The 23,501-nt window shown below is 69.7% G+C and carries 24 protein-coding genes and 1 tRNA gene; 13 read left to right on the top strand and 12 right to left on the bottom strand.

Annotated elements, in window-relative coordinates:
- Nucleotides 1-282: 282 nt before the first annotated feature.
- Nucleotides 283-897 (top strand): MerR family transcriptional regulator, encoded by a 615-nt coding sequence (locus tag OG309_RS15170; RefSeq protein ID WP_329421276.1) that lies wholly within the window; start codon nucleotides 283-285, stop codon nucleotides 895-897.
- A 93-nt stretch (nucleotides 898-990) separates the two neighbouring features.
- Here the strand turns inward: OG309_RS15170 and OG309_RS15175 are convergent, their stop codons facing one another.
- Complete coding sequence (locus tag OG309_RS15175; RefSeq protein ID WP_329421277.1) at nucleotides 991-1,794, bottom strand: exodeoxyribonuclease III; 804 nt, start codon at nucleotides 1,792-1,794, stop codon at nucleotides 991-993.
- 50 nt (nucleotides 1,795-1,844) lie between these two features.
- Here OG309_RS15175 and OG309_RS15180 point away from each other — a divergent pair, with 50 nt between their 5' ends.
- Complete coding sequence (locus tag OG309_RS15180) at nucleotides 1,845-2,336, top strand: GNAT family N-acetyltransferase (protein ID WP_329421279.1); 492 nt, start codon at nucleotides 1,845-1,847, stop codon at nucleotides 2,334-2,336.
- A gap of 248 nt (nucleotides 2,337-2,584) precedes the next feature.
- The gene (locus OG309_RS15185) at nucleotides 2,585-3,325 is read left to right on the top strand and encodes a class I SAM-dependent methyltransferase (RefSeq protein WP_329421281.1); all 741 of its coding nucleotides are present in this window, start codon (nucleotides 2,585-2,587) and stop codon (nucleotides 3,323-3,325) included.
- A 120-nt stretch (nucleotides 3,326-3,445) separates the two neighbouring features.
- Here the strand turns inward: OG309_RS15185 and OG309_RS15190 are convergent, their stop codons facing one another.
- The gene (locus OG309_RS15190; protein ID WP_329421283.1) at nucleotides 3,446-4,585 is read right to left on the bottom strand and encodes a hypothetical protein; all 1,140 of its coding nucleotides are present in this window, start codon (nucleotides 4,583-4,585) and stop codon (nucleotides 3,446-3,448) included.
- A 240-nt stretch (nucleotides 4,586-4,825) separates the two neighbouring features.
- Nucleotides 4,826-5,701: a nucleoside triphosphate pyrophosphohydrolase family protein gene (locus OG309_RS15195; protein WP_329421285.1), complete on the bottom strand. Its 876-nt coding sequence runs from the start codon at nucleotides 5,699-5,701 to the stop codon at nucleotides 4,826-4,828.
- A gap of 141 nt (nucleotides 5,702-5,842) precedes the next feature.
- Between OG309_RS15195 and OG309_RS15200 the strand changes: the two genes are divergently transcribed.
- From OG309_RS15200 to OG309_RS15215, 4 genes are all read left to right on the top strand, one after another.
- On the top strand, nucleotides 5,843-6,085 hold the full coding sequence (locus tag OG309_RS15200) for an acyl carrier protein (RefSeq protein WP_329421287.1): 243 nt from the start codon (nucleotides 5,843-5,845) through the stop codon (nucleotides 6,083-6,085).
- A complete protein-coding gene (locus OG309_RS15205) occupies nucleotides 6,082-6,471 on the top strand; it encodes a helix-turn-helix domain-containing protein (protein WP_329421288.1) in 390 nt (129 codons plus the stop codon). The genes OG309_RS15200 and OG309_RS15205 overlap by 4 nt, the downstream gene beginning before the upstream one ends.
- On the top strand, nucleotides 6,468-7,376 hold the full coding sequence (locus OG309_RS15210; RefSeq protein ID WP_329421289.1) for an ImmA/IrrE family metallo-endopeptidase: 909 nt from the start codon (nucleotides 6,468-6,470) through the stop codon (nucleotides 7,374-7,376). Before OG309_RS15205 ends, OG309_RS15210 begins: the two co-directional genes overlap by 4 nt.
- Before the next feature lie 76 nt (nucleotides 7,377-7,452).
- On the top strand, nucleotides 7,453-8,286 hold the full coding sequence (locus OG309_RS15215) for a hypothetical protein (protein ID WP_329421290.1): 834 nt from the start codon (nucleotides 7,453-7,455) through the stop codon (nucleotides 8,284-8,286).
- 32 nt (nucleotides 8,287-8,318) lie between these two features.
- Here OG309_RS15215 and OG309_RS15220 read toward each other — a convergent pair whose 3' ends face one another.
- A complete protein-coding gene (locus OG309_RS15220) occupies nucleotides 8,319-9,341 on the bottom strand; it encodes a nucleotide kinase domain-containing protein (protein WP_329421291.1) in 1,023 nt (340 codons plus the stop codon).
- A gap of 48 nt (nucleotides 9,342-9,389) precedes the next feature.
- On the opposite strand from OG309_RS15220, the gene OG309_RS15225 reads away from it, so the two are divergent.
- Nucleotides 9,390-9,743 (top strand): hypothetical protein, encoded by a 354-nt coding sequence (locus OG309_RS15225; protein ID WP_329421292.1) that lies wholly within the window; start codon nucleotides 9,390-9,392, stop codon nucleotides 9,741-9,743.
- Nucleotides 9,744-9,800: 57 nt separating this feature from the next.
- Here the strand turns inward: OG309_RS15225 and OG309_RS15230 are convergent, their stop codons facing one another.
- Nucleotides 9,801-11,312, bottom strand: a complete 1,512-nt coding sequence (locus tag OG309_RS15230; RefSeq protein WP_443067568.1) for a serine/threonine-protein kinase — start codon at nucleotides 11,310-11,312, stop codon at nucleotides 9,801-9,803.
- A 140-nt stretch (nucleotides 11,313-11,452) separates the two neighbouring features.
- On the opposite strand from OG309_RS15230, the gene OG309_RS15235 reads away from it, so the two are divergent.
- The 5 genes from OG309_RS15235 to OG309_RS15255 all read left to right on the top strand — a co-directional run bounded on the left by OG309_RS15235 (nucleotide 11,453) and on the right by OG309_RS15255 (nucleotide 17,734).
- Nucleotides 11,453-12,382, top strand: coding sequence for a YwqG family protein (locus tag OG309_RS15235; protein WP_329421295.1), 930 nt, complete (start codon nucleotides 11,453-11,455; stop codon nucleotides 12,380-12,382).
- Nucleotides 12,382-13,617, top strand: coding sequence for a hypothetical protein (locus OG309_RS15240; RefSeq protein ID WP_329421296.1), 1,236 nt, complete (start codon nucleotides 12,382-12,384; stop codon nucleotides 13,615-13,617). Before OG309_RS15235 ends, OG309_RS15240 begins: the two co-directional genes overlap by 1 nt.
- 187 nt (nucleotides 13,618-13,804) lie before the next feature.
- Entirely contained in the window at nucleotides 13,805-14,392 is a 588-nt protein-coding gene (locus tag OG309_RS15245; protein ID WP_329421297.1) for a hypothetical protein, read from the top strand.
- 217 nt (nucleotides 14,393-14,609) lie between these two features.
- Nucleotides 14,610-15,917, top strand: a complete 1,308-nt coding sequence (locus OG309_RS15250) for a hypothetical protein (RefSeq protein ID WP_329421298.1) — start codon at nucleotides 14,610-14,612, stop codon at nucleotides 15,915-15,917.
- Nucleotides 15,918-16,123: 206 nt separating this feature from the next.
- Complete coding sequence (locus OG309_RS15255) at nucleotides 16,124-17,734, top strand: hypothetical protein (RefSeq protein ID WP_329421300.1); 1,611 nt, start codon at nucleotides 16,124-16,126, stop codon at nucleotides 17,732-17,734.
- A 235-nt stretch (nucleotides 17,735-17,969) separates the two neighbouring features.
- Here the strand turns inward: OG309_RS15255 and OG309_RS15260 are convergent.
- The 7 genes from OG309_RS15260 to galU all read right to left on the bottom strand — a co-directional run bounded on the left by OG309_RS15260 (nucleotide 17,970) and on the right by galU (nucleotide 23,389).
- Nucleotides 17,970-18,043 (bottom strand) — tRNA-Ala (locus OG309_RS15260).
- A gap of 96 nt (nucleotides 18,044-18,139) precedes the next feature.
- Complete coding sequence (sepX, locus tag OG309_RS15265; RefSeq protein ID WP_329421302.1) at nucleotides 18,140-19,222, bottom strand: divisome protein SepX/GlpR; 1,083 nt, start codon at nucleotides 19,220-19,222, stop codon at nucleotides 18,140-18,142.
- 157 nt (nucleotides 19,223-19,379) lie between these two features.
- On the bottom strand, nucleotides 19,380-19,997 hold the full coding sequence (locus OG309_RS15270; protein WP_329421303.1) for a GNAT family N-acetyltransferase: 618 nt from the start codon (nucleotides 19,995-19,997) through the stop codon (nucleotides 19,380-19,382).
- Nucleotides 19,994-20,602, bottom strand: a complete 609-nt coding sequence (locus tag OG309_RS15275) for a MogA/MoaB family molybdenum cofactor biosynthesis protein (protein WP_329421304.1) — start codon at nucleotides 20,600-20,602, stop codon at nucleotides 19,994-19,996. Before OG309_RS15275 ends, OG309_RS15270 begins: the two co-directional genes overlap by 4 nt.
- On the bottom strand, nucleotides 20,599-21,084 hold the full coding sequence (moaC, locus tag OG309_RS15280; protein WP_132916891.1) for a cyclic pyranopterin monophosphate synthase MoaC: 486 nt from the start codon (nucleotides 21,082-21,084) through the stop codon (nucleotides 20,599-20,601). The genes OG309_RS15275 and moaC overlap by 4 nt, the downstream gene beginning before the upstream one ends.
- 57 nt (nucleotides 21,085-21,141) lie before the next feature.
- Entirely contained in the window at nucleotides 21,142-22,485 is a 1,344-nt protein-coding gene (gene glp / locus OG309_RS15285; protein WP_443067569.1) for a molybdotransferase-like divisome protein Glp, read from the bottom strand.
- Between the two features lie 4 nt (nucleotides 22,486-22,489).
- Nucleotides 22,490-23,389 carry a UTP--glucose-1-phosphate uridylyltransferase GalU gene (gene galU, locus OG309_RS15290; protein ID WP_329421308.1) on the bottom strand — a complete coding sequence of 300 codons (900 nt, stop codon included), beginning with the start codon at nucleotides 23,387-23,389 and terminating at the stop codon, nucleotides 22,490-22,492.
- Between the last annotated feature and the right edge of the window lie 112 nt (nucleotides 23,390-23,501).

Raw genomic sequence — 23,501 nt, forward strand, 5'->3', positions numbered from 1 at the left:
GTGCGCCCGGCCATGATTACGCCAGCAATCACTGGCACAATCGGGACTGTAGAGCAGCGGCATACCGAGCGGTAGGGGTACGGCCGGGGAAAGTTACCGGCGGTACAACATAGGCTGGCGAGCGTGGCGAAACGATCAGGACAACGGGTGCGAGCACAGGGGCCGGAGGGCCCGGAGGGACTGACGTCGACGACGACGCCCCCCGGAGCGGCGGGGGCCCCGGAGGGCCCGGCACCCGTGGGTCCGGGCGCGGGTCCGGAGCCCGCCGGCCGCGAGTACCGCATGACCGACCTCGCCGAGGCGGCCGGCATCACCGTGCGCACCCTGCGCTTCTACCGCGAGCGCGGGCTGATACCGCCGCCCCGCCGCGAGGGCCGTATCGCCTGGTACGACGAGCGCCACCTGGCCCGCCTGCGGACGATCGCCGCGCTGCTCGACCGGGGCCACACCCTCAACGGGATCGCCGACCTCACGGCCGCCTTCGAGTCCGGGCGCGACGTCGGCGAGGTCCTCGAACTCGGCACCCCCACGGAGGAGGAGCCGGTCCGCCTCACCCCGGAGGAGCTGGCCGACCACTTCGCCGGGGAGGTCACCCCGGAGAACCTGGCGGCCGCGCTGGACCTCGGCTACCTGGCGACGGACGGCGAGGACATCGTCCACGTCAGCCGCCGCCTCCTCGACGTCTCCGCCGCCCTGGTCCGCGAGGGCGTCCCCCTGGCCGCCGTACTGGAGGCGGGCGGGCGGGTCCGCGAGCACGCGGAGGCGCTCGCGGAGCTCTTCACGGAGCTGCTCGGGACGTACACCGCGGACGGCGACCTCCAGCGGCTGCGGCCGCTGGCCAAGAGCGTGGTCGAGGCGGAACTCTCCCTCGCCCTGGACCGCCGCCTGCAGCCCTGAGCCACGGCAGGGGCCGGGGAAACCCGGAGGACCTTCGGGGGCTCGGGGAACCTCGGGGAGCCTCAGAGGACGTTCGGAGGGCCCGGGGGACGCCTACATCTCGTAGACGGCCGTGACGGGCGCGTGGTCACTCCAGCGCTCCTCGTGGGTCGCGGCCCGCTCGACGTACGCCTTGACGGCCCGCCCGGCGAGTCCGGGGGTGGCGACCTGGTAGTCGATCCGCCAGCCGCTGTCGTTGTCGAAGGCGCGCCCGCGGTAGGACCACCAGGAGTAGGGCCCGTCCTGGTCGGGGTGGAGCGCGCGGACGACGTCGACGTACCCTCCGTCGCCCTCCTCGAAGACCCGCCCGAGCCACTCGCGCTCCTCGGGGAGGAAGCCGGCGCTCTTCCGGTTGGCCTTCCAGTTCTTCAGGTCGGCCTCGCGGTGGGCGATGTTCCAGTCGCCGCAGACGACGACCTCACGGCCGTCGGCGGCGGCGCGCTCCCTGAGCTCCTTGAGGTACGGCAGGAACGCGTCCATGAACCGGATCTTCTCGTCCTGCCGCTCGGTGCCGACCTCACCGGAGGGCAGGTAGAGGCTGGCGACGACGACTCCCGGCAGGTCCGCCTCGATGTAGCGCCCGCTGCCGTCGAACTCGCTCGACCCGAAGCCGACGCGCACCGCGTCGGGCTCGCGCCGGGTGTAGAGCGAGACGCCGGCGCGCCCCTTGGCGGCGGCGGGCGCGTGGGCGGTGAACCAGCCCTCGGGCGCGCGGACCTCGGCGGGCAGCTGGGCCTCCTCGGCGCGCACCTCCTGGAGGCAGACGGCGTCGGCGGAGGTCTGGGCCAGCCACTCGACGAAGCCCTTCTTGGCGGCGGCCCTGAGGCCGTTGACATTCGCAGTCGTCACAGTGAGCATCCCGGGAGAATACCGACACCCACGGGTCGCATACATGTACGATACTTCGCATGGATATACGCCCCACGCCGTACGACCACCCCGACGCGGTCAAGCTCAACGACGCCGTGCAGCTGGAGTACGCCGAGCGCTACAAGGACGACGAAGGCGACGGCGAGGGCGACCTCACACCGCTCGACGCCACGATGTTCGCCCCGCCGCGGGGCCTCTACCTGATCGCGTACGCCCCCGAGGGCCACCCGGTGGCGACCGGCGGCTGGCGCTCCCAGGAGGCGAACGACGAGGGTTACGCGGACGGCGACGCCGAGCTGAAGCGCATGTACGTGATCCCCGAGGCCCGCGGCCTGGGCCTGGCCCGTCGCATCCTCGGCACGCTGGAGGCGGACGCCCGCGCGGCCGGCCGCACCCGCATGGTCCTGGAGACGGGCACCGCCCAGCCGGAGGCCATCGCCCTGTACACGTCGAGCGGCTACGAGCCCTGCACGAAGTTCGGCTACTACCGCGACTACCCGAACAGCCGCTGCTTCGCGAAGACCCTCTGAGCCGGACGGGGGCGGCCCGACCCCTCGCCGCCCCCCTCACCACCCCGTCCGACCCGCCGACACCACGGCCCCCGGCCTCTTGGACGATCCCACCAGCCGCCCATCCGACTGCCGGGATCCGCACGCCCCAACTCCCCCCGGATCTTCGGATCTTCCGTCTGTTCAGCCTCCGCCCACCCGCCGGAAGACTCTCCGCCAGAGGCCGCGGCCCACCCGGACCGACGCCCGCGACTGAGGGGAACAGCACGATGAGCGGTCAGCTGTACGACGAGATCGGCGAGGCGTTCGAGGGCTTCAAGACCCTTCCGCTGGCCCGCTACGGGGAGGTGCCCGGCTTCCTCGCCCTGGTGGGCGACGTGCGGGGCAGGTCGGTCCTCGACCTGGCCTCCGGGACCGGTTTCTACAGCCGCGAGTTCAAGCGCCGCGGCGCCTCCCGCGTCCTCGGCGTCGACATCTCCGGCGAGATGATCGCCGCCGCGCGGTCCCTGGAGGACGCCGACCCGCTCGGCATCTCCTACGAGGTCGGCGACATCGCCGAACTGCGCCCCTTCGACGAGCCCTTCGACCTCGCCGTCGCGGTCCAGGCGTTCAACTACGCCGACGACGTCGCCACGATCGAGCGGATGACCCGTGCGATCCACCGCAGCCTGGCGCCCGGCGCCGACTTCTTCGTCTTCACGCAGAATCCCGAGTTCCGCCTCGGCGGCGAGACGCTGGCCAAGTACGGCTTCCGGTGCGAGCCGGTCGGCGACGAGAACGAGGTCGGCCCCCACATCCGCCTCACCGCCCTCCTCGACCCGCCGATCTCCTTCACCGCCCACCCGCCCCGCCGGGACGTCTTCGAGGACACCCTCCAGGCCGCCGGCTTCACCGACCTGACCTGGGTCCCCCTGGAGATCTCCCCCGCCGGCATCAAGGAGTACGGCGAGGACTTCTGGCAGGTCTTCAACGACAACCCGGCCCTGACGATGCTGCGCTGCCGGGCCTGACGAGCCGTCGGGCCGGACCTCCGGGTCCGGCCCGACCGCGTCACCGTCTCGCCGCGTCACCGCCCGGCCGCGTCACCGCCCGGCCGCGTCACCGTCTCGCCGCGTCACCGCCCGGCCTCGTCACCGCCCGGCCGCCAGCACGTCGAGCCAGACGTCCAGCAGGGGCGCCTCGTGCTTGTAGTCCCCCCGGCTGCCCCGCGCCGCGCGCACTTCCCCGTACCTCCGCACCAGCCGCTCGGCCGTCCGCCGGGTGACCGCGGGCAGCTGATCGCGGATGACCCCGTGCCAGTCGAAGGCGGACCTCGCCGCGTGCAGCCGGCCCAGGGGCAGGACCTCGCGGCAGGCCGCCCAGCAGATCAGATCCGGCGCGTACGGGATGAGGTGCCCCGCCCCGCCCTTCAGCTTCCCCGGCAGCCCGCTCAGCGCGTCCCGCGCCGTCCGCCACGCCTCCACGGCCCGCAGGACCCCCACCGGGCTCAGGCGGTCGTGGAAGACCCCCAGGTAGAGCGGAGTGCCGACGGACCCCCAGAAGGCCTCCAGCCCCTGCTCCGTGGCCACGAGGTTCGCCGCCTCCGGAGAGGGCGCCGCCGACAGGCACGCCAGCGCGCGGGTGACCTCCGGCATGGTGAACAGGCGCCCGTGCGGCCCCGCCACGGCACCACGGCGCGGGTCGAAGAAGCCCGCCTCCTCCCAGTCCGCGCCCACGAGCCGGGCGATGTGGGGGCAGCGGATCAGCCCGTCCTGCGCCGTCGGCGCGTTGACGATCCCACCGGCCTCGCGGTGCAGCCGCGAGACGACCGCGCTGCCGGGCCCGCAGTGCACCTCCAGCCGGACGGTGGAGCGCCCGACGTGCGCCGCCCCGAGCACCGCCGCGACGTCGGCGATGATCCTCAGCCGCTGGAAGCCGTCGACGCACCCCACCGCATGGACCCGCAGCTCTCCGCCGAACCCCCGCCCGTCCCCCGCCCCGGCCACCTCGACGGCCTCGGCCACCAGGACGACGGTCCCCACCACGCCGAACTCCTCCGGCGTGGCGCGAAGGATCTCCCCCAGCCTGCGGTTCGCCGGCGTCTCCCCGAGGAACCCGCGCCGCGCCCGCAGGCGCCGCATGGCGTCGGGTCCCTGCGCGAGGCCCACCAGATCGTCCGCGGAGACGTCCACCACCCACCGCTCGGGCGAGTGCATCAGGCGACGCGGCCTCAGCGTGAGGACCGGCCCGGCGTGGAACGGCCACGGGGCGGACGAGAAATCTTCAGTCATGCCGGGCTGACTCGTCGGCCCCCGACTTGGTCGCGGTGATCACCGGCACAAAGCAGAGGATCCCGCCCGGTCTTCCGACCGGACGGGATCCTCTGTGTCTGTGGGGTGTTCACGAGTCGGCCCCACCAGGCACGACGCGGCGGCTTAGAGATCATTTCCCAGGAGGCGAGTGATCGTTTCCCGCCGGTGGCGGTAAGCCGCTGCGGAGGTACCGAACCCGGCACCCAACAGCACCTTGAACTACGGCTCGACCATCAGAGTCTGCTCATCGAGATCCAGATGCACGGTTCCGCCGCCTTGGGCACGAAGCTGCCGCCAGGCGTCGTACCCCGTCATGATCGCCTGCTCCCAGTCGGCCGAGCGCAGAACGCTGACCTCGAGGTGAGAAGCCATGGAGGTGATGGTCTTGATGAACTCGTGATCGATGTGGCGGACGTTCTCGAAGTAGCCGTGACGGGTCGCGTAGGAGAAGACGAGAGCGGAGATGCCCTCCTCGATGGCGATGGCACGACCGCCATCCTCGGCCTCGTCAGTCTTGGGGTCACTCTTGCGCTTGCAGCCCAGCAAGAAGCGAGAGACCGGCGACCAGCCAAGGACAACAGCATGAGCTAGATGAAAGATGTCGTGGAAGCGGTAGTCGTCGTCGATGTGAGACGCGTCGGTCAGCGGGTCTCCGCAGGGGGTGCCGTCGCGGGTCAAGATGGCGACGGTACGCCCATCACGGTCTCGCCGCTGGACGGTGAAGGTGAGGGTGGCCCGCCGCGGGAGTCGCTCGGACTCAGGAAAGTGGGCATCGAAGACGATGCGGTCGGCGGCCGGGGTGGGCCGCCACCGGTCACCGATCTTGACGAGGTTGGCGGCGGCAACGTCTTCGAGGTTGAGGTCGAAGCGGTGGGCGAGAGCAGCGACGTACCACAGGACGTCACCGAGTTCTTCGCGAAGGTGCTGCTTCCCTGAGGCGAGGCCGGGCCCGTCACGAAGGCGCTTTTTGTAGGCGGTGGCGAGGGAGCCGACCTCGCCGATGAGGCCGAGCAGGGGCACCACGACAGGATCAGTACCCGGGGCGGGTTCCTGAAGCGTCTTGATGGCGGCTTGCTGGTAGCGGTTGAGGTCCACAGCTTCCTCCTGTCGGAAATTCCATCACTCAGGTCGGAAATCCCGACCCATGTCGTATACTAGAGCAGCGCTGCCGGAAAATCAGACGGACAGGAGAGTCTGCTGAACACCACCGAGCCCTCCCTGGAGGACATCGTCACCGTGATCGTGGAGTTCCTGGCCGAACTACAGGATCGGGATCCCGACGAGCTGCGGATGGAGCTGGAGGAGGCCAGCGAGGAGCTGTCGGTCGACTCCATCCTCATCGTCGAGATCCTGACGCGCATCGAGGAGCGCTATGGCATCAGCGTCCCCGCAGATGAGGAGGCCGCCCGCTCTACCCGGTCGGTGCGCACCTTCGCCACCACCGTCTTGAATGTGATCAACGAGAGGCAAAAGCCATGAGCCCCGAACCTGCCGCACTTCGCGGCCGCGACCCTGAGCTCGAACTCCTCGGGGAGCGTCTGCGCAATACCCGCGACTACCTGGGCATGTCGCAGCAGCACGTCTCCGACATGACCGGTATCCCCCGCTCGGCAGTCAGCGACATCGAACGCGGCGCTCGCCGGGTGGACAGCCTCGAGCTGAAGAAGCTCGCGCGCCTGTACATGCGGCCGGTGTCCTACTTCCTCGCAAAGGAGGAAGAGGCCGACCTGGGGGAGCATGCACTGGCCGGGCTGCCGCGCGCCCTCGTCGGCTTGAGTGACGGTGACTGGGAGGAAGTGCTGAGCTTCGCCGAATTCTTGAAGTTCCGACGGGCAAGCGAGAAGGAGAGGGAGCGCGGGGAGTGAACTGGGACGTGGCCCACAAGGTCGCCGCGATGGAGGCCGTAAAAGCACACCGCGACCTGTCTATCGACCGCAACGGGTACGTGGACGTGTACGGCGCACTACTGCGCGCCGGCATGGTCGGGATGGCGCGGCCCATGCCGCGATTGTTCGGGGTGTACGCCGCCCCACGGGACAACGGGCCCGCAGTACTGCTGAACGCCAGCTTGGACATCGTGGCCCAACGACACACCGCTGCACACGAATTGGGACACCACCGAGCAGGCCACGGAACATCGTTGGACGAGGAGCTGGACCGCGCTCGCACGTGGGGGGACGGGTCCTGGCCGGACGAGGAGAAGGTGGCAGAGGCGTTCGCGGCCTGGTTCCTGATGCCCCTGCCTGCTGTCCAGAACGCGCTGGCACAGATCGGGGTGAATCGTCCTCTGGTCCCTGAGCATGCCTATCGGATCGCTCGCATTCTGGGCACTTCCTACGCCGGGACGGTGAACCACCTGCACCGGCTGCGGCTGCTGTCGCGGGTGCAGAAGATCGAGTGGCTGCGGGTCAAGCCCGCCTCCATCAAGGCGAACCTCGCGGGCGGCACCGTGCCCGGGAAGGCCCACGTCCACTTGATCGACACCGGCGTACACTGCACCACCGTGCGGGTCGATGCGGGTGACTTGGTGGTCCTGAGTAACACCGGGGCACGGTTTGAGTCCCTGCCGCCCGCGCTGCAGGGCCCCGAGGATGCCCATGGCCAGATCTCCTTGGGCGATGCCTCGGCCTCTGGAATTGCTGAGGTCACTGACATGTTCACCGGTGCAGCCTCGGCCACCGTGCACTTCCCCGGCGCCACAGGGCTGTTGGAGTTCACCCTGGAGCGCCAGGCCCCACGCGCCGGCATCCAGAGCCTGTGGCCCGCCTGAACTGCACCTCCTGTACCGGTTGCTCTTCCTCGCACTGCTCCCCCACTGGCACACCTCTAACGTCAGGAGCACGGTGATGTCCCTCTTTATCGTTGACAAGGCGAACACGTCGCTGGCCTGGCAGGAGGCATGCCTGAAGCTCGACGTACCCGGCAATCCGAAGCGAGACGCCCTGCACACCGTAGTTCGCATCGCCAACGCCGCGGCCGAGGATCCACAGGTGCGCGCCGAGTTCGACCAGATGCGCAAGGAGCGGGGCTACGCGCGGATCGAGACGGTGGCCAACACTCTCTTCCCCGCCGAGCTCGCGGCCGTCTCCCGCACCCCGGAAGAGCTGGTGCGCCGGTACCGGAGCATGTATCCGAGGCTGTGCCGCATCGACCGCGGGAACAAGACCGGCACCTACTTCGGGCGCATCGTGGCCTATCCCGGCGAGAATGGCCCGGTGGACCAGCTGACCGCGCTCATCGACCGGATACGCCGCCAGGCGGCAGGCAGGGGGCCGATGACTGCGGCGTACGAGATGGACATTGCTCATCCCGACGACGAACCCGTTTCCGATCTCACCGGAGGCGACCACGTCGCCGACGCGGACACAAACACATGGTCCGCGCCGGTACACGCCGCCGGGAAGGACAACGGGTTGCGCGGCTTCCCGTGCCTGAGCCACTGCTCGTTCCAGCTGGACCGCGACCGGGTCCTGCACGCCGTGGCCCTCTACCGCAGCCACTACATGGTGAACCGCGCCTACGGCAACTACCTGGGCTTGGGACGGCTACTGGCTTACCTGGCAAAGCATGCCGAGGTGTCCCCCGGTGCACTGACGGTGATCGCCGGCCATGCCCAGATCGAAGGCGACATCTCAGCCCTGCGTCCGATTCTCCGAGGCCAGGCTCGGCTAGTGGCCTGACCGGCACAAACAACCGCCACCTCTTCTGGACACTATGAGTTGATGCCCCACTTGGGTGGGAACCAGGCAGTCAGGAGGGCACTGTCGGGACGATACAACTGTTTGATGCGGCTGCGGCCGCTGATGCCCGCGATGTCCGGGTGGACCACGCGCGCGTACTTGTCGACTTCGCAGAACAGATTCTGACAGTCAATCAGCTGCAAGGGGCGCCCGCGCAGTCCGGCGAAGATGAGCCCGAGTCGGGCAAAGTGCTCCTCCTGGGTGTCCGCCATGTAGCGGATCACCTCGGCCTCGATGCCGCTCGCGGTGGCGCCGAAGCACTTGCGGATGCCATCGCGGGCACCCGGGCCGGGAACGACAAAGTCCATCTCGGAGAACGACAGCCCTGCCCCATAGTTGAGGTCAATCAGGTATTGGTAGGCCAGGAACGGGCCGAGCGCAGGAAAGCCCAACAGCACCTGGTAAGCCTCTTGCATTGAAGCAGCCCGTTCCACCCGCTCAGGCGCCCCTTGGTCCATCAGCATCTCAAGCAGGCGTAGGTGGTTGCGGTGCTTGCGCTGCTCCCCCAGCTTCGGCGGCGGGGTGATGTACGCAGCGGAGTACAGCCGTTCCCCGGACGCGAATGCCCGTGACAGTACTTGGTTCACGGCACGGTAGTCGTAGCCCTGCCAAGTGACCTCGCCCAGGTGCTCCTCAAGCAGTTGCCAGGTCTGGATCCTGTTGAAGACCTTGAACAGCAACGTGCGGAAGAACACTTCCTGCCACGCCTGGTCACCGTGGTAAGACACGTGGCCGATCAAATACTGGCTGACCCGATCGGACGCCCGGAAGCAGTTGGTAAACCGATGCTGGGCGAGCACGGGGTCCGGTACCGCCGGCCCCTGGGCCTCCCCCAAGCGCGCCAGGTACACCTGCTGCCGCACGGCCGCGAACCGCCAGTAGGTGTCGAACACCGGCGTGGGCTTCAGGACACGACCCGCAATCCGCACGGGCTTAGGGGGCTCGGAGTCTTCCGTCCGGCGAACCCGCGGTCGGGCTTGCAGCGTGGTCACCATGAGGTCAATATATATCGGGTATAGGTTTGAGGCCAGAGGGGGCGCAGTATGGAGTCGCTGTGGCGAGCGGAACGCCGCAACACTCTCATTGCATGGCCCGACGCCGTCAATGAGCGCCTCGACCAGCTGGTCGCCGCAGGGATCGCCGCTGGTGAGAACATCAATCGATCCCATTTGCTCGCGGCCCTCGTGGTTCATGCCGACCTGTCCCCCGAGTTTGTCGCTGGCATCATGCGGGACTACCGCGCACTAAACAGCAATGCCCTGGACGAGGCCAATCGCTCCGCAGCCGAGCAGTGGCCGGCAGTTCGGCGGCCTGGACCTCGTCGTGACTCCCGCCGCAGCAAAACCGGCGGTGCACGACTAGACAGCGATCCCTCCACTACCAACGACGCGCATTAACTGTGGACACGGCGACAACTAAAACGGGGCGCTGAGCGAAGAGAGCCCATCGCTAGTTCAGACACGGCATCGCATGCCGTTGGTGACTTCCCGGTAGTCAGCGATTACAGGCTTCGCCATCGACTCTCGGTAGACGACGACCACTCGCCCGTAGGGCCAGTTGATGTCGGTGCGTAGTTTGTCGTTGCCGTAGGAGCAGCCGCTGAACATGACGCTGCGCCGCAGGTCGGTGTAGTCACCGCCGTTCTCCCAGGCGGTTACCGACGGGCCGGCGGTGAGGAACATGGTCTGCGCCTCGGGGTTGAACGTCACCTGCACGCCGTCGGACAGTCCCCATTCGTCGCGGAGGAACGGACCTACCTCCTTGTTGATGGCGGCAGCGATGTTCCGCTCGGAGGCTGTCATGGCATCGCGGGCCGCCGACCACTCCTCGACAGTGGGCTGGGCGTTGTCACTGCGGGTGTAGGCCGGTTGCGGCTCCGATGGTGCCTCTGTGGCAGCTGGCGTGCTGGCCGTGGTGGCGGAAGGGGTGGTGCTCGTCGGGCGGATAGGGGCAGCAACCGGACGGGGCGAGGACGCCGTGGGTGCCGTGCTGGCTGGCGCCGTGGGCGGCAATTCCTGCCCTGCATGAAACGTGGCTGCATACATGGCCGCGGCCCCGATGCTCAGGACGGTGAGTGCTGCGGCCGCGATGAAGCTGTATCTGCGGGCCCGGCCGTAACTCCGGGCGATGGGCCAGGCGTCTACCTGTGCAGGTGGCGCGTTCCAATGACTGGCTACCAGGGTGTCAACGACAGTGTGCACTGAAACCTGCTGCGGCAAGACATGGGTGTCCTGATGCTCGAGGAGCCGTATGCATTCCTCGCTCAGGATGCGCGTGGTGGGCCGGTCGTCTGGCTCCTTTGACAATGCACTTGCCGCAATACGACCCAACTCATCCGGCATGCCGGAGAGATCAGGCTCTTGAGACATCACGCGGAACGCGACGGTGTCCGGTGCCCCTGTGCCGAACGGATGGCGCCCTGTTCCGGCGTAGGCAACGAGTGCGCCCCAGGCGAAGACGTCGGACTCTGGCCCCGCAGCACCAGTGCGGTACTGCTCCGGGCTGATCCAGCCGGGCGTCCCAGTCAGCACTCCGGTGCGGGTGACTGCGGTGCCGTCCAGGGCATGCGCGATGCCGAAGTCGAGCAGGCGCGGACCGTCGGGTGAGAGGATCACATTGCCTGGCTTGATGTCCCGGTGGATCACACCGGCCTCGTGGACCGAAGCCAAGGCAGCCGCGGTGCCAGCTGCCAAAGCGTGCAGCATCACCCCCTGGAGAGGGCCCGACACGGCGATGTGTTGCTGGAGCGTAGGCCCCGGTATGTAGGGCGTGGCGAGCCATGGGCGCTCGTCATCGCAGTCTGCCGCCACCACGGGCACAAGACATGGCCCGTTCACCCTGCTTGTCAGGGCCACCTCGCGCCGGAAGCGGGCACGGAACTCCTCATCGCCAGCTTGAGCAGGATGGACGACCTTCACTGCAAGACGATTGCCGCGGATGTCCAGAGCGGCGTGCACCGTCCCCATACCTCCGCTACCCAAGCGGCCTACTACTCGGTACGGGCCGACACGAGCCGGGTCACCGGGAGACGCGGGAAGGATTCGGGCGGTCACGTGAGCTACCTCTCAGGCCAAGCGTTGCTGGCGGTGGATCCTATGCGGTGCCATTGAGCAGTGAGACGCTCGCCCCGAAACCAGTTCTGTCAGTGACGCCGTGGATGATCGGCCGCATGACACATGGTTCCCGAGATGCCCTGCTCTCTCTCGCCCTGCAGCATCTGTCGCCTGAGGTTGCCGAGAAGTGGCTCGGTCTGCTTCGCCCTGGCGTGCGTCTTGAGATAGCGGCTGGCTCTGACGATGTGGTCGGCCATCTTGGCGGCATGCCCGCCTTGTCGGCCACCGCAGAGTGGCCGGCATGGGATGGTCACGGTCCGCTCTCCTTCATCGCCTCGATCGACTGCGCGCGTCTGCCGACAGCTGCGCTGGACATCGACCTGCCCGCAGCGGGAACGCTGCTGTTCTTCTACTTCGATGGGCAGTTGGACGACGGCGAGGCTCTCGTTCTGGCCGAGGACCGGGAGAGCTGGGCGGGCGCCCGCGTGCTCTATGTGGCAGCTGACGAGGAGGTGACGGAGTGTGGGGCGCCTGCAGGCCTCAAGCCGTATCCGGTGGTGCCGCTTACCGCTCGGGTGGAGATGACGGCGACCGAGCCCTGGCATCCGTCCGTCCGGGCCGCCTTCGCTCCGGGTGCCCCGCTGGGGAACCGGTACGACCACCCCGTCTGCTCGCAGGGGTTCCTCGAGGCGCTGTGGGAGTTCGACGACGAGGTGGGGCATCAGATCGGCGGCCACGCTCACTCCGTACAGAACCCCGTGGAGATCGAGATCGCGGAGGCGGTTTTGGACGGCGAGGTGTCCTGGGACGACCCTCGGCTGTCCGAGGAGGCGGGCAACTGGGTGCTGCTGGCCCAGTTCGACAGCGAGGACGCCGCAGACATGATGTGGGGCGATGCCGGAGCCCTGTACTGGCTGATCCGCCCGGAAGATCTGGCCGAGCGGCGCTTCGAGCGGGCGATGTTCACCTGGCAGTGCAGCTGATGACCGTGGCACCCCCCGCTTGGGGAGTCCAGTACACGCTGAGCCTGCCGAGTGAGGGCGCTGCCCGCGCCGCCGCGGCTGAGCTTTCCGGGATGGGGCACCGCCTGACGGCGGTGCGCGTCCACGATCACTTCCGGTTCGTTCCGTCGAGCTTCTGGTACGGCCAGCCGTCGATGGACCCGGAGCTGGAGGGGTGGTGGCAGGTCTTCTCGCTGGCCGTCTACAGCGGGTACGAGCGCATGGCTCTCGAGCCGTTCTTTCGGAATGAACGGGTTCGGGTGGCCCACGTGGCCCGTGCCCACGGCGGTTTTCAGCAGGGGTACAGCGAGGGACATGCCGCTACTGCCGAAAGAGTCTTCCAACGGGACGGCCTGGTCCATGAGCAGGCCGGCGCCAACGTCGCCCTTCCGAGTCCTCTGCCCAAGGATCCCGTGCGACCTCCGGCCGGTCCGCCGTGGAAGTGCAGTGAGGTCGGTGAGCCCGCAGTGGTGGTCCAGGCCGTGGCGGCGGTCGCAAAGCGCATGCACGGCAGCGCGGCGGACGTTCCGGATGCCGTGGGGTGGCTGCTCGATGAGGAGTTCGCGTTTGGCGAGCCCTATGGGTCGACGAGTGAGTTCCTCGGTGATCTCGTGGATGCCGTGGCCCACCAAGGCACCTGCACCGACACCACCGTCGAGGCTGTCCCATTCCTCATGGAGCTGATCTGTGACGACAGCGTCGCGCCCGGCAGCCGGCTGGTTCTACTCGGCAACCTGTTGCGGCTTGCTGCTTCGGGGCCGGCTGCAGAGGTCTCCCTGGCCGATCGCATCACCGCACTCGGGGGTGCCTGGGAGGAGTCTGCAGCTGAGTATCTGACACGGCGGGCCATCGGCAGCGAGCTGTCGAGACTGCTGTCCCGCTGGGAAGACGAGAACGATGCCGTCCGATTCACTCTCGCCGCCCTCACGGCGCTCTGTGGCACTCGCGACCAGCGCGCACTCTCAGGGCTGGCCGCTCTCCCGGCCCCAGCAGGCAGCTCCCGCGCCGATGTCGTGTCGCTCGTGGCAGCCCTGCTCAGTGACGACCGAGAAGGCTTGATACCTGCACTGGACCGCCTGAGCTCCTGGCTGCCTCGCGTTGCAGAGAAGGCAGCCAGCCCGAACGTGGATCTTCAGAGTCTGGGACTGGCCATCCTTCCGGACCTCGTCCTCGAAGACGTGGCGCCAGGAATCGCAGCAGAGCGTGATCTGCCATAACTGTTGACGACGTTAAGAATTACGACTGGCATCGCAGACACGCAGGTCAAAGGCGCCAGACATCAGGCTCGCGCTCCTGCGTGCCTCAACTGCCAGACTTGGTTGGTCATTTGGCTGCCGGGCACGACTGGCATTCCCTACGATGACTGCCGTTGTCCTGTCGTACGGGAGGGCCGAGGAGGGGCGGATGGACTTCACAGGGGCAGGCGAGCCGGATGCGGCTCCCGGGTTGCGGACGGCTGTTGGGATCTACTCCGGCAAGACCGATCGGACGCTGACACGGATCTCGGAGCTCGAAGCAGAACTCGCGGACCTCCGAGTCGAAGCGGCAAAGTACGCGAGCACTCGCGATCAGCTGAGCGAAGCTCTCGCCGAGCTCCTCGCAGGCCGCTCGGCGCCGTCCGAGGACGATCAAAGCCCCCAGCAGGAAGCTGACGCGGAGGACGAGGACGGCGATGCGTCCGCCGACGACGAGTCGGAACCGAGCAAGCCGCCAGAGGAGACGCGTGCCGGGCAGAGCGGGCCTTCACGGTCGCCGTCCGGGCAGTTGATGCAGGCGGTCGAGCAGATCCTCGTGGGCGCCGGACGGCCGATGAAGGTCAAGGACATCACAGAGGCCCTTGGGCGCCCAACCAAGGGCGAGGAAGGGCGGGCGCCCATCGAGACGACCCGCCGGACCTGCAAGCGGCTGGTAAAGAACGGCCGTGCCGTGGAGCACCCGATCGGCACCTTCGCCGCCCGCCGGGTCACGGAATCGCAGGGAGGGGACGCCTGACGCCGCCGCCCCGAACATGAGATGTCCCCTCCTCCCATTGCGGGGAGAAGGGGACGGGCTCCGTTGAGCTTGGACCCTCTTCGGAACCTATGACGTGGACCCTCGTAGTGGCTCACGCATCCCCGAGGCTAGAGCAATCCGCCTCGCCTCGGGGGCGCTTGGCCTATTTCGTCGTTCCCTGGGACGGGTTTCCCTGGGGACGGGAAGGCCGATTTTGATGCGTACTGCGCATTCCGTCCCGCGGGTACAGCGGGACAGCGAGGAAATCTTCCAGGCGGGCAACAGTGACGACGTCCGGCCAGCACCGGCCGGCGAGCAGGTCGGCAATGGCCTGCCGGTTGACCCCGGATCCGGTAGAGACCTGCCGCAGGCTTCGCTTCTCGCGCTCCAGGGCGAGCGCGAGCGCGCGGGCGATAGCCTGGACGACTCTGGCGGCGACGTCGTCGACGGCGGAATCGGGCCAGGATTCCGGATCGCGGGCAAGGTCTCTCGGCGCGGTCTTGCGGGCCAAACCTCCGACCATGTCGATGCACTCCTTTCCGTGAAGATCGCCTTCGACGTCTTCACTGGCTGCTTGTCCAGCCGCTTCTGTTGGTCTGTGACACTGAGCCCGGAGGTCTCCAGCAAGATCCGCGACTACCGGCCCCGGCTGCCGCATCGGCAGTGGGCGCCGGTCGCCGAGCTGGTCAGAGCCACCGTGACGGCGACTGCTCCGGCCACCTGCTACGCGGCGGAGCATCTGCTGCACGTGATCGGCCGGATCGCGGTCTGGGCGGACCGACGCGGGTTGCCGCGCGACCCGGGAACCTGGCTGCGGACCGAGACGATCGACGCCTTCATCCTGTCGGGCTGCGTTGCGACGAAGGACTCGACGGTGCTGACCTACCGGACCTGGCTGCGGCGGGCGCGGGAGGCTCTGGTGTGGGTCCAGCGCGGGGAGGCCCCTCCGGCTCGGCTTTCCTCGCCTCGCACGCCTCAGCCGCCTTATGGTGCCGGGGAGTTGGCTCGCCTGCGGGATTGGGCGAATCATCTGCCGGACCAGGCTCGACTCGACGGCCTCGCCCTCATGGCGCTTGGTGCCGGGTGTGGCCTGATGCCGGGCGAGGTCCCTCCCATGCGAGGCAGTCACGTTCGCGTGACCTCTGGTGGGGTCGCAGTGCTTGAGGAGAAGCTCCTCGGCCGACTCGTGGCGTGCCACTCCGATTGGGAAGGCACGCTGGCCGAGCTGGCAGAGACCTCCGGAACCGGGTTCCTCTTCAGGCCGGGACGGAAGGTCGCGGCAGCCAAGAACCTCGTCTCGTCCTGGCCTGCCCGCCATCGGCCCCATGCGGCTCTGCCACCGCTCTCCGCTCGGCGATTGCGGTCGACGTGGATCGTCGGCCGGCTTTCCGAGGGCATCAGTCCGGAAGCGGTCGCTTCCGCCGCAGGCATGGCCTCCCCTGCCGGTTTGGCGGGCTACCACCACTGGGTGCCCCCACTACCCAGGGCGGAGGTGATCCGCTTGCTGCGTGGCCGCCGCTCGTGAGGGCGCGGCCTGAAGCCGACCAGCTGGCCGCCCGCCATGCCCGACCACGTCTGCGGCCTGGACGGCTCACCGAGATCCCCGACTCCAAGGTCGGCCAGCTGCTGACCGTCCTCGACCGCTCTGGTCTGCCCCAACAGCTGGAGGACATGCTGCGAGGTCGCCCCGGGCCACCAGGCGTGCAGCCCAGGACCGTACTGGCCGGCCTGATGCTCGCCGTGTACTACACGGGCCGAGCCACAGTCTCCGACGCCTGGCGGATCCTGCACTTCCGTCTCCAGCCCACAGCTCGTGCCTGGCTCGGCATCCCCGAGATGCCGCCGTCCACGGCACGCGCGTGCATAGCTGCCAGTCGTCGTCTCTACCGAGGGCTGGACCGGATCACCACCATGCTCGACCCGGCACGCTGCGACCGGCGCCGGCGCCTCACCCAAGCGGAGGCTGACATCCACTCCGCTGTCTGGGATGAGGCTGCCGGCCGCGCCGCCGCGAACCGGCTCCAACGGCTGGCGAACGATCTCGTACTGGCCCCGGTCCGGCTGGCACAGCAACGCGGATACCTGCGGCACTGGGCCGGTGACGTGGGAGTGGACGCCACCTCGATCCCGGTTCTGGCCAACCCTGACAGCGACCGCGCGGGCACGGCCTCCGTCGAGATCACCGCTGGCTGGCACTTCAGCGGCGGCTCCGACAAGGGCATCTTCGGCTACAGCGCGAGCCTGCTCGTCGCCGCCCACTCCCGCACAGGCGAAGGGGCCGCGAAGGGCCGCCGCGCGCCCTCCTACCCGCAGCTCTGCCTCGGCCTCAGCCTGGACACTCCGACCGTCCGCACGGGCGAGAACGCGGTCACCGTGCTGAAGCACCTCGCCGAGCTTCGATTGCCGACAGGTACCTGTGCCGCAGATCGCGCCTACACCGGCTGCTCGCCGGAGAAATTCCAGATCCCCGTACGCCGACTCGGCTACCGCCTCGCCCTGGACTACAAGGCGGCCGACCGTGGCATCCAAGGCAGCTGGCAGGGAGCCGTACTGGTCGACGGCTCGCTCGCTTGCCCGCACATCCCCAACGCCCTGGCTCAGGCCACTCACGGCATGGACGACAAGGCCTTCCGCCGACGGCTCGATGAACTGAAGCCGGTGGTCACCGAGCGGCTGCCCTACTTCCTCAAGCTCAAGCAGAACGCCGACGCCCGAGGAACCACGCGTCTCCAGTGCCCGGCGGCCGGCCCGTCCCCTTCGGTGAACTGTCCACGCCGAGAACGCCTCCGTCCCGCACGACCGACCGCCTCTGGCCCGCCTCAGAGCGTGATCAAGCTGGCAGATCGCCGCTCCCGCGCCAGCCATACCTCGGCTCGCCCCACCATCCAGCTTCCTGACAGGGAGTGGACGGACCCTCCCGGCAAGGAGGCCCTGCCGGCTGTCTGTGGGGCATCCGCGATCAGCGTCCCCGCCGACGCGGCCGGAGACCTGAGGATCGCAAAGTTCCGGCAGGACAGTCACTACCTCAGCCCCGCCTGGGACCGGATCTACAAGCCGATCCGCTCCCACAACGAGGGCCTCAACGGTCGCCTCAAGGGCGCCTACATGGACATCGGCAACCCCATGCACCGCCGAGCACCCGGCCAGGTTGCCCAGACGATCCTGATCGCGATCATGGTGGCCGTCGGGAACCTGGACATCCTGGAAACCTGGCTCTACGAGCGCACTGGCAGCCGACTCTCCGACGCCGACTTCGACTCCATTCCGGCTCCGCCAGATCGCGACCGGCCGCACGTCCCCACGCCACTCGACAAAGGGCGACATCCGCCGGCCAATCTCTGATCGAGCTGCGACACAGCCACACATCACGACCACCAGCCCCGGGCGACCGGGGCCGGTTCGCATGCCCTGGCAACGGCCAGGCGTCTGCCCAGCAACCCGCCAGACCCGATACGCCGCCATCCACCACCCCGAACAGGCATCGAACGACCCCCGAAACGACGAAGATCCCGCCCGATCTTTCGATCGGACGGGATCTCGTCAACGTCCTTGAGAGCTACTCAAGAACAGTCGTCTGTGGACCTGTGGGGATTTGAACCCCAGACCCCCTCGATGCGAACGAGGTGCGCTACCAGACTGCGCCACAGGCCCTTGCGACGTGTGAAACATTAGCATCCCGACCGGCGTAGTTGGAAATCCGCTCCCCCGCAGGTCAGCCGGGGGCCGTCGCGGGCCCCCGGGGGCGGGTCATTCGTTGGCGGCCCGGGGGCGGTCGTCGTCCGCGTACTGGTCGAAGAGCGGGGTGCGGCCGTGGTCGCGGCGGGCGCGGGGCTGGGCGGTGCGCTGCCGGGGAGCCGGGGCGGGGGGCGGGGCCGGATCCGCCGCCGTGGAGGAGCGGGCCGCGCTCCAGGTCTCCGGGTCCGTGATGTCGACGCCGCCCGAGGCGCGCGGGGCGACCGGGGCGGTGACGTACGTCGGGAGCGGGACCGGGACGGGCTCCCAGCTGTCGCCGCGGGCGGGGCCGCGGTCGCGCTGCTGGTCCACCCACTCGGCGTGGTCCGTCTGCTCCACCAGGGCGCGCCGGCCCGCCTCCTGCGGGGAGACGGACTGGGCGGGCGCCGGGGTCTCGGCGGGCGTCGGTTCGGGCGTCGGGGCGGGGCGGCGGCTCTCGCGCAGGCGGGCGGCGGCCGCCTCGGCGTTGCGGCGGTCCATCACGTAGATGAAGCGCCGCCGCTCCTGGCCGCGCAGGTACAGGATGTACGCGCTCAGGAGGACCGCCGGGACCGCGGGCGCCCACAGGAAGGCGAGGCCGCCGACGGCCGCGACGACCGCGCCGAGGGTGAAGGCCAGGAAGAGGAGGACCGTGGTGCGCCGACGGCGGGCCAGGGCCTTCCCTCTTCGGGCCCGCTCGGCCGCCGCGCTGGGCGCACGCCGGGCGGGCGCGGGGGCGGACGCCGGGGGCTGGGCCTGGGCCTGGGCGGGCGCCGGGGGCTGGGCCTGGGCGGGCGCCGGGTCCGGGATCTCCAGACGGGCTTCCGTCCTGGCCGCGGGCGCACAGAAGCCCCGGACGTCGACCGAGCTCAGTTGCTCCGTCGCCGCGTCCGGGTCCACCTCGGGCGCCACTCCCTCAGCCGCGCGATCCCGGCCCTTGAGCTCCTTGGCGTACCGGCGCTCCATTCCCGCCCGTCCGGACAGCAGCCGGATGGCGGTGCTGAAGCGTTCCGTCGGACGGGCTTCGTTCAGCTCGTCCTGCCTGCGGAGCCACATCGGCACCAGGTAGGCGGCCCAGGCCCCGACGATGACTGCGTAGATGAGGCCGCTGCTGCTCACGCCTCACACCGTAGAGGGGTTCGCGTGGAGGCATCGGCCAATTGGGCCGGTGTGTCGCACGATCTGGCTGATATCACTGAATTTTTTTGTGATTGTTCAGACCGATTGAGCGCTTTGGGTGCCAACTGGGGAGGGAATTCGAACACTTATGTTAATTTCAGTGGTGCTGGCGCCGCGCCTGGTGCCAGCGGCGCAGCAGGCCCTCCGGCACTTCCTCCGCCGTCAGCGCGAAGACCAGATGGTCCCGCCACGCGCCGTCGATGTGGAGGTAGCGGGGGCGCAGCCCCTCCTCGCGGAAGCCCAGTTTCTCCACGACCCGCCGCGACGGGCCGTTCTCCGGGCGGATGCACACCTCCATGCGGTGCAGCCCCACCGCGCCGAAGCAGTGGTCGACGGCGAGCGCGACCGCCGTCGGCATGACGCCCCGTCCGGCCACCTCGCTGTCCACCCAGTAGCCGACGTGCCCCGAGCACATCGAGCCCCAGGTGATCCCGGCGACCGTCAACTGCCCCACCAGGTGCCCCTGGTACTCGATCACGAACGGCAGCATCCGCCCCGCGTTCGCCTCCGCCCGCAGATGGCGCACCATCTGGCGGTACGTGGGGCGCTGCGCGACCGGCCCGCCGGGCCCGGGCGGCGGCACGGTCGCCTCCCAGGGGCGCAGCCAGTCGCGGTTGCGCCGGTTCACCTCGCGCCAGGCCCGCTGGTCGCGCATCTTTATCGGGCGGAGCAGCACGTCGCCGTCCACCAGGACCACGGGCCAGGTCGGGATCATGACTCCGGGCCCGCTTCCGGCGCGGGTCTCGGGTGGTCGCCGCCACGGATCTGGTCGACGGCGTGCACGAGCAGCGGCGCCAGGACGGCGAGCCCGTCCCGTACCCCGCCGGTCGAACCCGGCAGGTTCACGATCAGCGTCCCGCCGGCCACCCCGGCGAGGCCGCGGGAGAGCGCCGCGGTCGGCACCTTCTCCCGGCCGAACGCGCGGATCGCCTCCGGGATGCCGGGGATCTCCCGGTCCAGGAGGCGGCGGGTGACCTCGGGGGTCTCGTCGGTGGGCGAGATGCCCGTACCGCCGGTGGTGACGATCGCGTCGTAACCGGCGGCGACCCCGGCGCGCAGTGCGGCCTCGACGGGCGCGCCGTCCGGCACGACCTGCGGGCCGTCCACGGCGAAGCCCAGGCCGCGCAGCGCCTCGGCGATCAGCGGGCCGCCCTTGTCCTCGTAGACCCCGGCGGCCGCCCGGTTGGAGGCGGTGACGACGAGGGCGGAGTACGGGGCGGCGAGGGCGTCGCCGAGGCCGGCGCCGGGCGCCGCCGGGGCGGGCGTCTGAGGCGCGTGCTCGTGGTCGTGCGCCCCCGCCACCCGGCCGGCGCGCGTCACGGCTCGCTCCGCGTCCAGTGGCCCGACTTGCCGCCCGTCTTCTCCTCGACCCGTACGTCGGAGATGACCGCGCCCTTGTCGACCGCCTTCACCATGTCGACGACGGTCAGCGCCGCCACCGACACCGCCGTCAGGGCCTCCATCTCGACGCCCGTGCGGTCCGTGGTCTTCACGGTCGCCAGGATCTCGACCGCGTCGTCCGCGACCGACAGGTCGAGGGTGACGCCCGAGACGGCCAGCGGGTGGCAGAGCGGGATCAGGTCGGGGGTCTTCTTCGCCCCCATGATCCCGGCGATCCGGGCGGTGGCGAGCGCGTCACCCTTGGGCACGCCCTCGCCGCGCAGCAGCTCGATCACGCGCGGCGAGACGAGGACGCGGCCGCTGGCGCGGGCGGTGCGGGCCGTGACGTCCTTCGCGGAGACGTCGACCATGCGGGCCGCCCCCGCCTCGTCGATGTGGGTGAGTCCTTGCTGCGTGCTCATGGCGGTGACACTCCCGGTCGCTGTGTGGGACGACACGGTACCCCCACCTGGGCCTCCTCAGCCGAGGAGGACCACGTCCAGCTCGGTGCCGGGCTCGACGGCGGTCACCTCCTCCGGCACGACGAGCAGCGCGTCCGCCTGGGCGAGCGCCCCGATCAGATGCGAGCCGGATCCGCCCACGGGGGTGACGGTGTCCGACCCGGCGTCGTACGTCCCGCGCAGGAACTGGCGCCGCCCCTCCGGCGAGGACAGCGCCCGGTCCGCCTTGAGGACCGCCCGGACCGTCGGCCGCGCGGTGTCGGGCCGGTCGGTGAGGCCCATCAGGGCGCGGATCGCGGGCCGGACGAACAGCTCGAACGACACGTACGAGGAGACCGGGTTGCCCGGCAGCGCGAGCAGCGGGATGTGGTCCGGGCCGATCATGCCGAAGCCCTGCGGCTTGCCCGGCTGCATGGCCAGCTTGCGGAAGTCGACCTCGCCGTCCGCCGTCAGCGCCTCCTTGACCACGTCGTACGCCCCGACGCTCACCCCGCCGGTGGTGACGATCAGGTCCGCCCGGATCAGCTGGTCCTCGATCGCGGCCCGCAGCGACTCGACGTCGTCCGCGACGGCCGGGACGCGGAAGGCGAGCGCTCCGGCGTCGCGGGCGGCCGCGGCCAGCGCGAAGCTGTTGGAGTCGTAGATCTGCCCCTCGGCCAACGGCTCGCCGGGCTGTGCCAGTTCGCTGCCGGTGGAGAGCACGACCACGCGCGGGCGGGGCCGCACCCGGACCGTGCCGCGGCCGATCGCCGCGAGCAGGCCGATCTGCGGCGGCCCGAGGACCGTGCCCGCCGCGAGCGCCAGCTCGCCCGCCTGGACGTCGCTGCCGCGCGCCCGGACGTGGGCGCGGGCCTCGGCCTCGCGGTGCACGCGGACCTCGCCGGCCGCACCCTCCGGGGCGGCGCTCGCGGGGCGCATCGCGCCGGCCGCTCCCCCGCCCGTACCGCCGTCGGTCCATTCGACCGGGACGACGGCCTCGGCCCCCGGCGGCAGCGGGGCGCCGGTCATGATCCGGGCGGCCTGGCCGGGGCCGACCTCGGGCAGCCCGCCCGCGCCCGCGGCGACGTCGCCGATGACGGTCAGGACGGCCGGGAACTCCTCGCTCGCCCCGGCCACGTCGGCGACGCGGACCGCGTACCCGTCCATGGAGCTGTTGTCGAAGGGCGGCAGCGAGACCGGCACCGTGACGTCCTCGACCAGGACGCAGCCCTGGGCCTCGGGCAGTTGCAGCTCGATGGGTTCGAGCGGGGCGACCGCCGCCAGGATGTCGCCGAGGTGCTCGTCGACGGACCACAGGCCGCGGGCGGGACCGGCGCAGGGGTCGGACGGGCCGTGGTCCGACGGTGCCGTGCTGCTGCTCAAGGTGCTACATCTCCTCGTTGACGTACCTGCGGAGCCAGGTCCGGAAGTCCGGTCCCAGATCTTCACGTTCGCACGCCAGTCTGACAATGGCACGCAGATAGTCCCCGCGGTCCCCGGTGTCGTAGCGGCGGCCCTTGAAGACCACGCCGTGCACCGGGCCGCCGACCCGCTCGTCCTGGACCAGCTTCTGCAGCGCGTCGGTGAGCTGGATCTCCCCGCCGCGTCCCGGCTCGGTCTCCCGCAGTATGGCGAAGACGGCCGGGTCCAGGACGTAGCGCCCGATGACCGCGTAGTTGCTGGGCGCCTCCTCCGGGTCCGGCTTCTCCACCAGGCCCGTCACCTTCACCACGTCCGCGTCACCGGTCGGGCCGACCGCCGCGCAGCCGTAGAGGTGGATCTGGGAGGGCTCGACCTCCATCAGCGCGACGACGCTGCCGCCGAAGCGCTCGCGCGCCTCGACCATCCGCGCGAGGAGCGGGTCGCGCGGGTCGATCAGGTCGTCGCCCAGGAGCACGGCGAACGGCTCGTCGCCCACGTGCGGCGCCGCGCACAGCACGGCGTGGCCGAGGCCGCGCGGATCACCCTGGCGCACGTAGTGCATGGTCGCCAGGTCGCTGGACTCCTGGACCCGCGCGAGGCGTTCCTCGTCGCCCTTGCGGCTCAGCGCCTCCTCCAGCTCGTAGTTCCGGTCGAAGTGGTCCTCCAGGGGCCGCTTGTTGCGGCCGGTGATCATCAGGACGTCCGAGAGCCCGGCCGCGACGGCCTCCTCGACGACGTACTGGATCGCCGGTTTGTCGACGACCGGGAGCATCTCCTTCGGCGTCGCCTTGGTCGCCGGAAGGAACCGGGTGCCGAGGCCGGCGGCAGGGATGACAGCCTTGGTGAGGGGCGGCGTCTGCGTCATGCGCTGCACCCTAGCCGTTCGGTATGGGAGGAAGATGAGCATCCCGTGAGCTTTCTCGACCTCGTACCGCTACCACCCGATACAAGAGGAATTCGAGCCGCGTTGAGCCAGG

The organism is Streptomyces sp. NBC_01268 (assembly GCF_036240795.1).
Taxonomy (GTDB): domain Bacteria; phylum Actinomycetota; class Actinomycetes; order Streptomycetales; family Streptomycetaceae; genus Streptomyces.

Coding starts and splice junctions, on each gene's coding strand:
- OG309_RS15170 (WP_329421276.1), top strand. CDS start 283: ATGACCGACCTCGCCGAGGCGGCCGGCATCACCGTGCGCACCCTGCGC.
- OG309_RS15175 (WP_329421277.1), bottom strand. CDS start 1,794: ATGCTCACTGTGACGACTGCGAATGTCAACGGCCTCAGGGCCGCCGCC.
- OG309_RS15180 (WP_329421279.1), top strand. CDS start 1,845: ATGGATATACGCCCCACGCCGTACGACCACCCCGACGCGGTCAAGCTC.
- OG309_RS15185 (WP_329421281.1), top strand. CDS start 2,585: ATGAGCGGTCAGCTGTACGACGAGATCGGCGAGGCGTTCGAGGGCTTC.
- OG309_RS15190 (WP_329421283.1), bottom strand. CDS start 4,585: ATGACTGAAGATTTCTCGTCCGCCCCGTGGCCGTTCCACGCCGGGCCG.
- OG309_RS15205 (WP_329421288.1), top strand. CDS start 6,082: ATGAGCCCCGAACCTGCCGCACTTCGCGGCCGCGACCCTGAGCTCGAA.
- OG309_RS15215 (WP_329421290.1), top strand. CDS start 7,453: ATGTCCCTCTTTATCGTTGACAAGGCGAACACGTCGCTGGCCTGGCAG.
- OG309_RS15220 (WP_329421291.1), bottom strand. CDS start 9,341: ATGGTGACCACGCTGCAAGCCCGACCGCGGGTTCGCCGGACGGAAGAC.
- OG309_RS15225 (WP_329421292.1), top strand. CDS start 9,390: ATGGAGTCGCTGTGGCGAGCGGAACGCCGCAACACTCTCATTGCATGG.
- OG309_RS15230 (WP_443067568.1), bottom strand. CDS start 11,312: ATGGGGACGGTGCACGCCGCTCTGGACATCCGCGGCAATCGTCTTGCA.
- OG309_RS15240 (WP_329421296.1), top strand. CDS start 12,382: ATGACCGTGGCACCCCCCGCTTGGGGAGTCCAGTACACGCTGAGCCTG.
- OG309_RS15245 (WP_329421297.1), top strand. CDS start 13,805: ATGGACTTCACAGGGGCAGGCGAGCCGGATGCGGCTCCCGGGTTGCGG.
- OG309_RS15250 (WP_329421298.1), top strand. CDS start 14,610: ATGCGTACTGCGCATTCCGTCCCGCGGGTACAGCGGGACAGCGAGGAA.
- OG309_RS15255 (WP_329421300.1), top strand. CDS start 16,124: ATGCTCGCCGTGTACTACACGGGCCGAGCCACAGTCTCCGACGCCTGG.
- OG309_RS15270 (WP_329421303.1), bottom strand. CDS start 19,997: ATGATCCCGACCTGGCCCGTGGTCCTGGTGGACGGCGACGTGCTGCTC.
- moaC (WP_132916891.1), bottom strand. CDS start 21,084: ATGAGCACGCAGCAAGGACTCACCCACATCGACGAGGCGGGGGCGGCC.
- galU (WP_329421308.1), bottom strand. CDS start 23,389: ATGACGCAGACGCCGCCCCTCACCAAGGCTGTCATCCCTGCCGCCGGC.